Raw genomic sequence first — 13,655 nt, 5'->3', positions numbered from 1 at the left:
GCCCTGCTACGCGGCGGATTTCTTGCGTCACTGCATTGTCATCTTTCTGTCATACAGAATCGCTAGGGTGTGCGCATGAATGATCTGGCCAATTCCACCATGACGACGACTTCTCCTCCCAAGCGCATTGACTTCAATACGCCTGAGCTGCAACGCAAGCGCCGCATTCGCGCGCTCAAGGATCGCCTGACCCGTTGGTACGTCCTGATCGGCGGCCTCGCCGTCCTGGGCGCGATCACCTTGATCTTCTTCTTCCTCGGCTATGTAGTTGCGCCGCTGTTCCAGGGTGCCAGCCTGACCAAGGAAGATGCCCTCACGCCTGCCTGGATGCAGGACGCCGGCAAGCCGCTGATGATTTCCCTGGAAGAGCAGAACCAGGTCGCCATGCGGATTTCCGACAAGGGCCAGGCGTTGTTCTTCAGTGTCGACAGCGGTGTCGAGCTGGCGCGGGTCAATCTGCCGCTGCCGGCCGGTGCCAGCGTCGTCTCCTTTGCTGAAGACCAGCCGGGCAGCCCGCTGGTGATCCTCGGCCTGTCCAACGGCCAGTCCCTGGTGTTCCGCCACACTTACAAGGTGACCTACCCGGACGGCAAGAAGACCATCTCGCCTGCCGTCGAATACCCTTACGGTGAAACGCCGATCGTCCTCGACGAGCAGGGTCGCCCATTGGAACACGTTGCCCTCAACGCCACCGACACCTCGCTGGTGGTGGCCGGTTCCGCCGGCGCCTTCCTGAACGTGCTGTCCCTGAGCCGCGAAGAAAACATGATGACCGGCGAAGTCACCAGCGAGCAGAAGCGCATCGAGCTGCCGCAAATGACCGAGCCGGTGAAAGCCATCTTCGTCGACCCGCGCCAGCAGTGGCTGTACGTGATCAACGGTCGCGCCCTGGCCGATGTGTTCAGCCTGCGGGACAAGAGCCTTAACGGTCGCTACAAACTGTTGGAAGACGGTGCAAGCGAAGTGACGGCCAGTACTCAACTGGTAGGTGGTATCTCGCTGATCATCGGTACCTCCAAGGGTGGCTTGGCCCAGTGGTTCATGGCCCGCGACCCGGATGGCGAGCAACGCCTCAAGCAAATCCGCACCTTCCAGATGGGCACCACGCCGATCGTTGAAATCACCGCTGAAGAACGTCGCAAAGGCTTCGTTGCCCTCGACGCCTCCGGCAAGCTCGGCGTATTCCACAGCACCGCCCACCGCACCTTGCTGGTGGACCCGGTCGTGGAAGGCCAAGGCATTTTCGGCATGTCGCCACGGTCCAACCGCATCATCGTTGAAGCGGGCGGTAAGCTGCAGCCGTTGCTGCTGGACAACCCGCACCCGGAAGTCTCCTGGAGCGCGTTGTGGAGCAAGGTTTGGTACGAAAACTACGACGAGCCTAAATACGTCTGGCAATCGACCGCCGCCAACACCGACTTCGAACCCAAGATGAGCCTGGCGCCACTGACCTTCGGTACGCTCAAGGCTGCGTTCTACGCCATGCTGCTGGCTGCGCCCTTGGCCATCGCTGCCGCCATCTACACCGCCTACTTTATGGCACCGAGCCTGCGCCGCAAGGTCAAGCCGGTGATCGAGTTGATGGAAGCGATGCCGACGGTGATCCTCGGTTTCTTCGCCGGCCTGTTCCTGGCGCCGTATGTCGAAGGGCACCTGCCGGGAATTTTCAGCCTGCTGATGCTGATGCCGATTGGCATCCTGGTGGCTGGTTTTACCTTCAGCCGCCTGCCTGAGTCGATCCGCCTGCGAGTCCCGGATGGCTGGGAAAGTGCGATGTTGATCCCGGTGATCCTGTTTATTGGCTGGCTCTCGCTGTATATGAGCCCGTACATGGAAGCCTGGTTCTTCGGCGGCGACATGCGCATGTGGATCTCTCACGACCTGGGCATCACCTACGACCAGCGCAACGCACTGGTAGTGGGCCTGGCCATGGGTTTCGCGGTGATCCCGAACATCTACTCCATCGCCGAAGACGCCGTATTCAGCGTGCCCCGCGGTTTGACCCTGGGCTCCCTGGCTTTGGGTGCCACGCCATGGCAAACCATGACTCGCGTGGTGATTCTCACCGCCAGCCCTGGGATCTTCTCGGCACTGATGATCGGTATGGGCCGCGCAGTAGGTGAAACCATGATCGTGCTGATGGCCACCGGCAACACGCCGATCATGGAAATGAACCTGTTCGAAGGCCTGCGCACCCTGGCGGCCAACGTGGCGGTGGAGATGCCTGAGTCGGAGGTCGGTGGTAGCCATTACCGCGTGCTGTTCCTCTCGGCGATGGTGTTGCTGCTGTTCACTTTCGTCATGAACACCCTCGCCGAGCTGATCCGTCAGCGTCTGCGCAAGAAATACTCGTCGCTTTAAGAAAGGTAGAAGTCTGTGAAACAGAACTCCCTGAATGGATGGTTCAAGAGCGGCGCCCCTGGCGTCTGGATCAGCGGTGGCGCGGTGTCCATCGCGGTCATCATGACCATCGGTTTGCTGGCTGTAATCGCCGTGCGTGGTTTGGGCCACTTCTGGCCGGCTGACCTGATCCAGGCCAGCTACGACGTACCGGGCCAGGCTAACCATATGGTCATCGGCGAAGTGGTGCAGAAAGAACAAGTGCCCCGCGAACGCCTGAAAAGCGCCGGTTTACCGGTGCCGGACCAAGGTCCGGAATTCATGACCCGCGAGCTGATCAAGGTCGGTAACCGCGACCTGAACGGCAATGACTTCACCTGGATCGTCGGCGAGTGGTTGACCAACCAGACCACGCCGGTCGAGTTGATGGCTATCGAGCGTCGCGAGTGGGGCAATTTCTACGGCACCCTGGTCAACGTCAAACAGGACGGTAAGGTCATCGCCGAAGGCGCGGCGGCCTGGCCGGAACTGCAAGCCCGCGTGGACCGGGTCAACAAGCTCGCCGCCGACCTCAAGAGTCTTGAGAAGTCGGACATCGGGGCGATCAACGCCGGTCTGGAACGCATCCGTTTGCACGGCCGCAAGCTGGAAATGGAAGGCAAGCTTGACGCCGCCGCCCAGGCCGACATGGATGCCGATCGCGCCGAATTGAATGCCCGTTACAAGGATATCGAAGCGCGCCTAGCCGACCTGCACACCCAGTTCAACCGCGACGCCCTGACTGCCCGTGATGCCAACGGCAAGGAAGTGGAAATCAGCATCGGCAAAGTGGTTCACGCTTACCAGCCGAACGCCATGGGTTACATGACCAAGGTCGGTTTTTACTTCAGCAAGATCTGGGAATTCCTCAGCGACGACCCACGGGAAGCCAACACCGAAGGCGGGATCTTCCCGGCGATCTTCGGCACCGTGATGATGACCTTGATCATGGCGATTATCGTGACGCCGTTCGGTGTGCTGGCGGCGGTTTACTTGCGTGAGTACGCCAAGCAGAACACCTTGACACGGATTATCCGTATCGCGGTGAACAACCTGGCCGGTGTACCGGCGATTGTCTACGGTGTGTTCGGCTTGGGCTTCTTCGTGTACGTGCTGGGCGGTTCGGTGGACCGGCTGTTCTTCGCCGAAGCCCTGCCGGCGCCGACCTTTGGTACGCCGGGCCTGCTCTGGGCGTCCCTGACCCTGGCGCTGCTGGCAGTGCCGGTGGTGATCGTGGCGACTGAAGAAGGCCTGGCGCGGATTCCCCGCACCGTACGTGAAGGCTCCCTGGCATTGGGCGCGACCAAGGCGGAAACGCTGTGGAAGATCGTCCTGCCAATGGCCAGCCCGGCGATGATGACCGGCATGATCCTCGCCGTGGCCCGCGCCGCTGGCGAAGTAGCGCCGCTGATGCTGGTGGGTGTGGTGAAACTGGCACCGTCGCTGCCGCTGGACGGTAACTATCCGTACCTGCACCTGGACCAGAAGATCATGCACTTGGGCTTCCATATTTACGATGTTGGCTTCCAGAGCCCCAACGTCGAAGCCGCACGGCCGCTGGTGTACGCCACCGCGCTGCTGCTGGTAATGGTGATCGCCACGCTCAACCTGTCGGCGGTGTGGATGCGTAACCACCTACGCGAAAAATACAAAGCGCTGGATAGTTAAGCTCCCACAGGAGATGGCACCAGACACTGAATCAAGTAAGCCGCTGACCCAGCGGATCAACGAAACGAATTGGTAGCACAGGGAGCATCCCATGCAACATGAAACCCATTCCCACGGCATCAACATGTCAGCCCTGGGTCGCGACAAGCAGAGCCTGAGCCTCGCCCAGGAAACCGTGGCCATCGAAGTCCCGGGCCTGAGCCTGTACTACGGCGACAAGCAGGCGCTGTTCGACGTCAGCATGAACATCCCCAAGCAGCGTGTGACTGCCTTTATCGGCCCGTCCGGCTGCGGCAAGTCGACATTGCTGCGTACCTTCAACCGGATGAACGACCTGGTGGACGGCTGCCGTGTGGAAGGCGCGATTAACCTCTACGGCACCAACATCTACCGCAAGGGCGAAGACGTGGCCGAGTTGCGTCGCCGGGTGGGCATGGTGTTCCAGAAGCCCAACCCGTTCCCCAAGACCATCTACGAAAACGTGGTCTACGGCCTGCGCATCCAGGGCATCAACAAGAAACGCATCCTTGACGAAGCCGTGGAGTGGGCCCTCAAGGGCGCGGCGCTGTGGGATGAGGTCAAGGACCGCCTGCACGAATCGGCCCTGGGCCTGTCTGGCGGCCAGCAACAACGTCTGGTGATTGCCCGCACCATCGCCGTGGAACCGGAAGTGCTGCTGCTCGACGAGCCGTGCTCGGCACTCGACCCGATCTCCACGCTGAAAGTCGAAGAGCTGATCTACGAACTGAAATCCAAATTCACCATCGTTATCGTGACCCACAACATGCAACAGGCCGCTCGGGTGTCCGACTACACCGCGTTCATGTACATGGGCAAACTGGTGGAATTCGGCGACACCGATACCCTGTTCACCAATCCGGCGAAGAAGCAGACCGAAGACTATATTACGGGGCGCTATGGCTAGTAGGGGCAGTTGCGAGCCGCAAGCCTCAAGCGGCAAGTAAGAGCGATTTTACGGAACGACATACATCAGCTTGCAGCTTGTAGCTTGCGGCTTACAGCTTTTGCGGAGCAAACGCATGATTAGCAAAGAAGGCCTTACCCATCACATCTCCGCGCAGTTCAATGCCGAGCTTGAGGAAGTGCGCAGCCACCTCCTGGCCATGGGCGGGCTGGTGGAGAAGCAAGTCAACGACGCCGTCACGGCGCTGATCGAGGCCGACTCGGGCCTGGCCCAGCAGGTGCGCGAGATTGATGATCAGATCAACCAGATGGAACGCAACATCGACGAAGAATGCCTGCGCATTCTCGCCCGTCGCCAGCCAGCGGCGTCTGACCTTCGGTTGATCATCAGCATCTCCAAGTCGGTGATCGACCTGGAGCGGATCGGCGACGAAGCCACCAAGATCGCCCGCCGGGCCATCCTGTTGTGCGAAGAAGGCGAAGCGCCGCGTGGTTACGTGGAAGTGCGTCATATTGGCGATCAGGTGCGCAACATGGTTCGTGATGCCCTGGACGCTTTTGCCCGCTTCGACGCCGACCTGGCCTTGTCGGTAGCCCAGTACGACAAGATCATCGACCGCGAATACAAAACGGCTTTGCGTGAACTGGCCACCTACATGATGGAAGACCCGCGCTCTATCTCGCGGGTACTGAACATCATCTGGGTCCTGCGCTCCCTGGAGCGTATCGGCGACCACGCCCGTAATATCTCGGAACTGGTGATCTATCTGGTGCGTGGTACCGACGTGCGGCACATGGGCCTCAAGCGCATGAAAGCCGAAGTTGAAGGTACAGCCGATCAAATCCCTAATGTTCCAGGCGTTTCTGACGATAAGTAAGATTGCCCGAGAAATAAACGCCCGGCCTCTGGTCGGGCGTTTTCGTTTGTGGCGTATGAATTTTGCGCTGCGGACGCAGGTAAGGTCCCGGCGTGACTGAAGAGTTTTGGCGAAATGCCATCAGCGAAGCGTTATGCTTGCCGGGGTTTTTATAGGATGAAGGGTCGATGAGCAAAGTCAGTGTGTTGGTGGTGGATGACGCCTCGTTTATTCGCGACCTGGTGAAGAAGTGCCTGCGCAACTACTTCCCCGGTATCAAGCTCGAAGACGCGGTGAACGGCAAAAAGGCCCAGGCCATCCTGATGCGCGAAACCTTCGACATGGTCCTGTGCGACTGGGAAATGCCGGAAATGTCCGGTCTGGAACTGTTGACTTGGTGCCGCGAACAGCCTCATCTCAAAGCCATGCCATTTGTCATGGTGACCAGCCGTGGCGATAAGGAAAACGTAGTCCAGGCGATCCAGGCTGGTGTTTCCGGCTACGTCAGCAAGCCCTTCACCAACGAACAGTTGCTGAGCAAGGTCAAGCAGGCACTGAACAAGATCGGTCGCCTCGATGCGCTGATCGCCAGCGCCCCGACCAAGATGAACTCGGCCTTCGGCAACGACTCCCTGAGCGCACTCACCGGTGGCAAGCCCGAAGCAGTCAAGCCTGCCCCGGTGGCGGCGCCCAGCAAAGGACTGCTCAACAGCCCGCCCATGCAAGCGCCGGCAGCAGCATCGGCGGCCAGCGGTCGCGGCCAGGGCCAACTGCGCCTGTCCAGCGGCACCCAGCAATGCGTGATCAAGGCCCTGAGCATCAAGGAAGCGCTGCTGGTAGTGCGTCGCGGTGAAGTCTTGCCCCAGGTGCTGGAAAGCGCGGTGCTCGACCTTGAACAGGGCGACAACGCCGAAGTGGCCCGTCTCAACGGCTATCTGCATGCCATCGTCGCCTTTGAGCCCCGGCCCGACAGCGACTGGCTGCAACTGACCTTCCGCTTTATCGACCAGGATGCGCAGAAACTGGACTATATCTCCCGGCTGATTGCCCGCGGCACGGCGCAGAAGCATTTTGTACCGGGTGCATGATCTCCCCAAATGACCCCACACAGCGTTGTCATGATCCCTTGTTAGCCTGCCATTCAGTCGTTCTCGGCAGGCCTACCTTATGCTCGCGCGCTCAGTGCTTTTCTGTGGACTGTTCACGGTCGCCACGTCGGCGATGGCCATGACCCTCTACAAGTCCACCGATGCTGACGGCGTCGTCTTTTTCAGCGACCGACAGACCCCGGGGGCGCAGGCGTTTGTATTCCAGGATCGGATGGTCGAGCACCCGAAGCGGAAGATACTCGCTCCCCAAAAGCATCAGAACCCGCTGCAAGCCCCGTCCGCCCGTACCCAATCCTATCGTTACCCCTTGCCTTGGCAGGGCGGCCCATTTCGTCTTACCCAAGGCGCGAACGGCACCTTCAGCCATTGTGACGTCAAGAGCCGCTACGCCATGGACATCGCCATGCCCGAAGGCACGCCGATAATCGCGGCGCGGCGCGGGGTGGTGGTGAAAACCGAGAATGACCAGGCCGGACGTGGCAGTGATCCGTCGGGCAACTTCGTGCGGGTGCTGCACGACGATGGCACGATGGGCGTGTACCTGCATCTCAAGCAAGGCTCGGTCAGCGTTTGGGAGGGGCAACGCGTGGCGGTGGGCAGTGCGCTGGGGCTGTCGGGCAATACCGGTAACAGCAGCGGGCCACACCTGCATTTTGTGGTGCAGCGCAACACCGGGTTGGGGTTGGTGTCGATTCCGTACGAGTTCAATCAGCCGGTGCAGGCTTTGCCCAACTTTGCGTTGGGCACGCCATGAGGCTGTAGGAGCAAGCTTGCTCGCGATGGTCGTTAACGATGACGCGGGGAACCTGGCACCCAACGGCGCTCTCTGGTTCTTCGCGAGGAAGCTCGCTCCTACAGTTAATCGAGCATCAGCACCTTGGCCAGCACGATCTTCGGCCCTTTCATCTTCTTGATGATGATGCGCAAGCCTTCGACTTCCAGCACTTCTTCCTCTTCCGGCACCCGCTTGAGGGTTTCGTAGATCAGCCCGGCGAGGGTTTCGGCTTCGATGTGGTCCAGGTCGATACCCAGCAGGCGCTCGATCTTGAACAGCGGCGTATCACCACGCACCAGCAACTTGCCCGGCTGGTAGGCGAGAATGCCGCGCTCGGCCTTGCGGTGTTCGTCCTGGATGTCACCCACCAGCACTTCCAGCACATCTTCCATGGTCAGGTAGCCGATGATATTGCCGTCGGCTTCCTCCACCAGGGCAAAGTGCGCACCGCCCTTGCGGAACTGCTCCAGCAATTGCGACAGCGGCATGTGCCGGGAAACGCGCTCCAGCGGGCGGGTCAACTCGGCCAGGTTGAACGACTCGGGAATGTGGTCCAGGGCCGCCAGTTCCAGCAGCAGGTCCTTGATGTGCAGCAGGCCGACGAATTCGTTGCGCACCGCGTCGTACACTGGGTAGCGGCTGAATTTATGGCGGCGGAACAGCGCCAGGATTTCCTTGAGCGGGGCGTTGAAATCCAGGGTCACCAGGTCTTCCCGGGAATTGGCCCAGTCCACTACTTCCAGCTCGCCCATTTCCACGGCCGAGGCCAATACGCGCATGCCTTGGTCGTTGGGGTCCTGGCCACGGCTGGAGTGCAGGATCAGTTTTAGTTCTTCGCGGCTGTAATGGTGATCATGGTGCGGGCCGGGCTCGCCTTGGCCGGCGATGCGCAGGATGGCGTTGGCGCTGGCGTTGAGCAGGTAGATCGCTGGGTACATGGCCCAGTAGAACAGGTACAGCGGCACGGCGGTCCACAGCGACAACAGTTCGGGTTTGCGAATGGCCCAGGATTTGGGTGCTAGTTCACCGATCACGATGTGCAGGTAGGAAATTACGAAGAAGGCGGCAAAGAACGACACGCCCTTGATCACTTCGGTCGATTCGACGCCCATGGCGCCCAGCAGCGGTTCCAGGATGTGCGCGAAGGCAGGCTCACCGACCCAGCCCAAGCCCAGGGAGGCGAGGGTGATACCCAATTGACAGGCCGAGAGATAGGAGTCGAGCTGGTTGTGCACGGTGCGCAGGATCTGTCCGCGCCAGCCGTTGGAGTGGGCGATGGCCTCGATCCGGGTGGAGCGCAGTTTGACCATGGCAAATTCCGCCGCAACGAAAAAGCCGTTGAGCAGTACCAGGATCAGTGCAAAAAGAATCATGCCGAAATCGGCGAAGAGTGTCGCGAGGGTGATACTAGGGGAAGGGTCCATGATGGGGTTTTGCGGGTTCCGTCGAGTCAAAAAGGGTGAACAGGTGGGCCTGAAAGGCAGGCTCAAGTCAGCCAATGTAGCGGCTGAACCGGCGCTTGCCTAGTGCCCACTGCCGGGCGGGGCTACTCGTTCTGGCTGACTACCCGTGAGCGTGTCACCTGCGCCGGCGGGAAATGGCAGGTAAACGTGCTGCCTTGACCTGGCACGCTGCCGATTTCCAGGCGTGCGCGATGGCGCAGTAGCACATGCTTGACGATCGCCAGGCCTAGGCCGGTACCGCCCGTGTTGGAGTTGCGGCTGGAGTCGACGCGGTAGAAACGTTCGGTCAGGCGTGGCAAGTGCTTGCTGTCGATGCCAATCCCCGAATCCTGCACGCTCAGGTGTGCGCCTTGGTGATCGGCCCACCAGCGGATACGGATCGTGCCCTTGTCCTGGGTGTACTTCACCGCGTTGAACACCAGGTTGGAAAAGGCACTGCGTAACTCGCCCTCGCTGCCCTTGAGCAGGACCGACGGGTCGGCCTCCAGCGAAATGCTCTGTTCGCGCTGCCCGGACAAGGCTTGGGCGTCGCTCTTGATGGTCTGCAACAGGCTCTGTACCGGCACTGGCTGGTTGTCCGAGGGGTAGTCGGTGGCTTCCAGCTTGGCCAGCAGCAACAAATCGTTGAGCAGGGTTTGCATGCGTGAGCCTTGCTGCTGCATCTGCTGCAGGGCCCGGCTCCAGCGCGGGTTCACCTCTTCGACGTTATCCAGCAACGTCTCCAGGTAGCCGCAGATCACCGTCAGTGGCGTGCGCAGTTCATGGGAGACGTTGGCGACGAAATCCTTGCGCATCTGTTCCAGTTGATGGATACGGGTGACATCGCGCACCAGCATCAGATGCTCGTTATTGCCGTAGCGCGTCAGGTACAGCTGGATGCGCACCCGGTCGTTGGTGGGCGATGGAATCTCCAAGGCCTCTTCAAAGTTGTCCTGCTCGAAGTATTCCTTGAAGCGCGGATGGCGCACCAGGTTGGTCACCGGTTGGCCACTGTCCTGGGGCGTCTTGAGGCCCAGCAGGGTTTCGGCGGCGCTGTTCCACCATTCCAGGTTGCCGTCGCTGTCGAGCATGATCACCGCGTCTTTCAGCGCGGCGGTGGATTCCTGGACCCGGTCGATCACTGCCTGCAGGCGCCCGCGCACCCGTTGGTCACGGCGTTGCAGGTGGTAGATGCTGTCGAACACCTCGCCCCACAGGCCGTAGCCGTCGGGTGGCGCTTCGTCGGATTTATGCTGGCGCAGCCACTCGTGCAGGCGCAGCAATTGCTTGAGGGTCCAGCCCAGATAGAGGCCGAGGCCGACGGCCAGGCTCCAACCGTAGAAGCCGCTGACCAGGCCCACCAGCAGACAGCCGGTGATCAACAAGAGCATGTGGCGGATTAGGGTGCTGTGCCAGTTTTGGTTCACTTTGCGTCCTTCGGAGCAGTTGCAAGTTTCAAGCTACAAGCGGCAAGTCAAAGCGATGCGGCTTTTGACTTGCCGCTTGTAGCTGGCAGCTTCCCGCTGCCTTATCAGCTTTTTGTTGAAAATCGATAACCGGTGCCGCGCACGGTTTGTACCAGATTCTCGTAGGACTCGCCCAAGGCTTTGCGCAGGCGGCGAATATGCACGTCGACGGTGCGTTCTTCCACGTACACATTGCCGCCCCAGACCTGATCCAGCAGTTGCCCGCGGGTGTAGGCACGTTCCTGGTGGGTCATGAAAAATTGCAGCAGACGGTATTCGGTTGGGCCCATCTCGGCAGGTTTGCCATCGATGGTGACGCGGTGGCTGATGGGGTCCAGCAACAGGCCGCCAACTTCGATAGGCGCTTCACCATCGGTGGGCCCGGCGCGGCGCAGTACGGCTTTCAGGCGGGCGACCAGTTCCCGTGGGGAAAACGGCTTGGTGATGTAGTCATCGGCGCCGACTTCCAGGCCCTGGATCTTGTTGTCTTCTTCGCCCTTGGCAGTAAGCATGATGATTGGGATATCCCCGGTCAGCTCATCGCGCTTGAGGCGCCGGGCCAGTTCGATGCCAGAAGTGCCGGGCAACATCCAGTCCAGCAAAATCAGGTCTGGCTTGCGGTCGACGATAATGGCATGGGCCTGTTGGGAGTTCTCCGCCTCCAGGCAGTCATAGCCGGCCATTTCCAACGCAACGGCGATCATTTCGCGAATAGGCGCTTCGTCGTCAACGATCAGAATGCTCCTGCCAACCATGCTAAGTCCTCTTGTCATTTAACTGTCTTGCGCCGCATTAGATAACGGAATTATTGCAGTCGTGTGACAGTATTTTAGTAGCCTGCGCAATCGGCGCTGTCCTGAACTACGCTTTGGGTCCGAATCCTGACAACCACAAAAGGAAGGTTCCGATGACTCACAGTACTTTTTCCTGGAAAGTCCTGCTGGTAACGACGGCGTTAACGCTGCCAACACTGGCTTTTGCGGCTGATCCGGCGATGACCAAAGACGGGATGTTGGTGGATCACAAGGGCATGACGCTCTACACCTTCGCCAAGGATGCCGACGGCAAGTCCATGTGCAATGACAAGTGCGCTACCAACTGGCCACCGCTGATGGCTGAATCCACCGACAAACCCATGGGCAAATGGACCGTGATCACCCGTGACGACCAAAAGAGCCAATGGGCCTACAGCGGTAAGCCGCTCTACACCTTCGTCATGGATAAAGCGGCCGGTGACAAGACCGGCGATGACAAAATGGATGGGGCGTGGAAGGTGGCCAAGCCTTAATCCACGTCGCCCTTGAGATCATCGCGGGCGAGTCCACTCCCACATTGACTGCATGCGATCAAAAATGTGGGGGCGGGCTTGCCAGCGATGGCGTCGGCCCGGATACCACACATCCAGCGGGTTCAACGAAATCCGTAATCCGCCACAATCCCGACAAAAATCGCCAACCCCGCCCAATGGTTGTGCAAAAACGCCTTGAAGCACTTCAGCCGGTCCCGGTCACGGGTGTACCAAAATTCCCAGGCAAAGCACGCCGCCGCCGCCACCAGCCCCAAGTGGAACCAGCCACCCAACTCAAAGCACGACCCCGCCAGCAGCAGGCAAGCCAGCGCCAGTCCCTGCAAGGTCAGGATGATCACCCGGTCGGCGTCCCCAAACAGAATGGCTGTGGATTTGACCCCGATTTTCAAGTCGTCTTCACGATCGGTCATGGCGTAGTAGGTGTCGTAACCCACGGTCCACAACAGGTTGGCGATGTACAGCAACCAGGCGGTGGCCGGCAGGCTGCCGGTCTCGGCGGTGAACGCCATTGGCATGCCCCAGGAAAATGCCGCGCCCAGCACCACTTGCGGGTAATAGGTGTAGCGCTTCATGAAGGGGTAACTGGCGGCCAACGCCAGGCCGCCCAACGACAGCCAGATGGTCATGGAGTTGGTCAGCAGCACCAGCAGGAAACTGAGGGTCATCAGTACCGCAAAGAACACCAGCGCCTCTTTCGAACTGATCTTGCCGCTCACCAGTGGCCGTTGTTCGGTACGTTTCACATGGCCGTCGACCTTGCGGTCGGCCCAGTCATTGATTACGCAACCGCCGGCCCTGGTCAGCCCCACGCCGAGGACGAAAATCATGATATTGGTCAGGGACGGCGAACCCTTGCCGGCAATCCATAGCGCCCAAAGGGTCGGCCACAGCAGTAGGTAGATGCCGATAGGCTTGTCCATCCGGGTCAGTTGAACAAAGTCCCAGGCCCTGGGGTTCAGGCGGTTCAAGGATTTGAGCAGACGCTGGTACATCAGCAATTCTCCGGGTGTTGGTGCACCGCCTGCCACAGGCTCGGCAGGAAAATTTCGGCCACCAGCACACTCAGCGGCCCGCGATCAAAGCGCGAGCGGCGCGCCCACAGTGCACTGGCTTGCGCGGCCTGCGGCAGCCATTCCCGTGGGTACTGGCAGACCTCAATGGCCTGGCGCGTAAACGCCTGGTCACAGAACAGCAATTCCCCCAGCGAGCGGCTGCCCAACGCATCCATGTTCAAACCGCCATCCTGCAAGGCGCTGCGGGCCGCCACGCTGCGGGCGAACACCCAGGCCTGGCCGTGGCCGCGCAAATACACCTCGCGCACCCAGCCAATGCTTGAGGGAGGCAGGTCGAGGGCGGCGCATTCGTCGTCTCGCAGCGGCTGCCAGCCTTCGAGCAACGGCGTCACGCTGAAAGCGTCATTGGACAGGCGTGTCAGGCGTCGTGTCAGCGAGCCTTCATCGAACAGCCAGTCGAGGGCGGGCGGTGCGGGCAGGGGGCTTAGAAGGCTCTGGGTCAGCCATTGGCAAGCATCGGGAAGGGCGATTGAGTGCGGCACAGTGGGTCAGTATTGGCAGCAAAAGAGGCGGCGAGCTTACCATGTCGCCCCGGACTTTTGCCGGGCGCCGCCGGGGCCGCGCGTCGAACATGCTTGCATCTGTGCGTCCCGATCAGTACAAAACGCCCTGAGCCGCACGGCAAGGCTGGATCTATAGACTGTCGGCCAACA

12 protein-coding genes are annotated in these 13,655 nt (G+C 60.4%); 7 read left to right on the top strand and 5 right to left on the bottom strand.

Features of this window, described 5'->3' with window-relative positions; all coding sequences use genetic code 11:
- The first annotated feature begins 75 nt into the window (after nt 1-75).
- The 6 genes from ACZRJ6_RS08385 (at nt 76) to ACZRJ6_RS08360 (ending at nt 7,691) form a co-directional block, all read left to right on the top strand.
- Nucleotides 76-2,361 (top strand): ABC transporter permease subunit, encoded by a 2,286-nt coding sequence (locus ACZRJ6_RS08385; RefSeq protein WP_463967580.1) that lies wholly within the window; start codon nt 76-78, stop codon nt 2,359-2,361.
- Nucleotides 2,362-2,376: 15 nt separating this feature from the next.
- Nucleotides 2,377-4,047: a phosphate ABC transporter permease PstA gene (pstA, locus tag ACZRJ6_RS08380; RefSeq protein ID WP_463967581.1), complete on the top strand. Its 1,671-nt coding sequence runs from the start codon at nt 2,377-2,379 to the stop codon at nt 4,045-4,047.
- A 91-nt stretch (nt 4,048-4,138) separates the two neighbouring features.
- The gene (gene pstB, locus ACZRJ6_RS08375) at nt 4,139-4,972 is read left to right on the top strand and encodes a phosphate ABC transporter ATP-binding protein PstB (protein ID WP_065883786.1); all 834 of its coding nucleotides are present in this window, start codon (nt 4,139-4,141) and stop codon (nt 4,970-4,972) included.
- 115 nt (nt 4,973-5,087) lie between these two features.
- Nucleotides 5,088-5,849, top strand: a complete 762-nt coding sequence (gene phoU / locus ACZRJ6_RS08370) for a phosphate signaling complex protein PhoU (protein WP_133100717.1) — start codon at nt 5,088-5,090, stop codon at nt 5,847-5,849.
- A gap of 167 nt (nt 5,850-6,016) precedes the next feature.
- Nucleotides 6,017-6,916 carry a response regulator gene (locus tag ACZRJ6_RS08365; RefSeq protein WP_463967582.1) on the top strand — a complete coding sequence of 300 codons (900 nt, stop codon included), beginning with the start codon at nt 6,017-6,019 and terminating at the stop codon, nt 6,914-6,916.
- A 79-nt stretch (nt 6,917-6,995) separates the two neighbouring features.
- Nucleotides 6,996-7,691 carry a M23 family metallopeptidase gene (locus ACZRJ6_RS08360; RefSeq protein ID WP_463967583.1) on the top strand — a complete coding sequence of 232 codons (696 nt, stop codon included), beginning with the start codon at nt 6,996-6,998 and terminating at the stop codon, nt 7,689-7,691.
- A 104-nt stretch (nt 7,692-7,795) separates the two neighbouring features.
- Here the strand turns inward: ACZRJ6_RS08360 and ACZRJ6_RS08355 are convergent, their stop codons facing one another.
- From ACZRJ6_RS08355 to phoB, 3 genes are all read right to left on the bottom strand, one after another.
- Nucleotides 7,796-9,136 (bottom strand): hemolysin family protein, encoded by a 1,341-nt coding sequence (locus ACZRJ6_RS08355; protein WP_463967584.1) that lies wholly within the window; start codon nt 9,134-9,136, stop codon nt 7,796-7,798.
- A gap of 122 nt (nt 9,137-9,258) precedes the next feature.
- Nucleotides 9,259-10,545 (bottom strand): phosphate regulon sensor histidine kinase PhoR, encoded by a 1,287-nt coding sequence (gene phoR, locus ACZRJ6_RS08350; RefSeq protein ID WP_463967923.1) that lies wholly within the window; start codon nt 10,543-10,545, stop codon nt 9,259-9,261.
- 140 nt (nt 10,546-10,685) lie between these two features.
- Complete coding sequence (gene phoB, locus ACZRJ6_RS08345; protein WP_133100722.1) at nt 10,686-11,375, bottom strand: phosphate regulon transcriptional regulator PhoB; 690 nt, start codon at nt 11,373-11,375, stop codon at nt 10,686-10,688.
- A gap of 152 nt (nt 11,376-11,527) precedes the next feature.
- Here phoB and ACZRJ6_RS08340 point away from each other — a divergent pair, with 152 nt between their 5' ends.
- Entirely contained in the window at nt 11,528-11,908 is a 381-nt protein-coding gene (locus ACZRJ6_RS08340; RefSeq protein ID WP_463967585.1) for a COG4315 family predicted lipoprotein, read from the top strand.
- A 122-nt stretch (nt 11,909-12,030) separates the two neighbouring features.
- Here ACZRJ6_RS08340 and ubiA read toward each other — a convergent pair whose 3' ends face one another.
- Together ubiA and ACZRJ6_RS08330 are read right to left on the bottom strand one after the other, a co-directional pair.
- Nucleotides 12,031-12,921: a 4-hydroxybenzoate octaprenyltransferase gene (gene ubiA, locus ACZRJ6_RS08335; RefSeq protein ID WP_463967586.1), complete on the bottom strand. Its 891-nt coding sequence runs from the start codon at nt 12,919-12,921 to the stop codon at nt 12,031-12,033.
- The gene (locus ACZRJ6_RS08330; RefSeq protein ID WP_463967587.1) at nt 12,921-13,484 is read right to left on the bottom strand and encodes a chorismate--pyruvate lyase family protein; all 564 of its coding nucleotides are present in this window, start codon (nt 13,482-13,484) and stop codon (nt 12,921-12,923) included. Before ACZRJ6_RS08330 ends, ubiA begins: the two co-directional genes overlap by 1 nt.
- Between the last annotated feature and the right edge of the window lie 171 nt (nt 13,485-13,655).

The sequence above is a fragment of the Pseudomonas sp. C321 genome, assembly GCF_055407105.1.
Note: the sequence above shows the minus strand (reverse complement) of the source record. Positions and strands in the feature narration are given on the sequence as shown.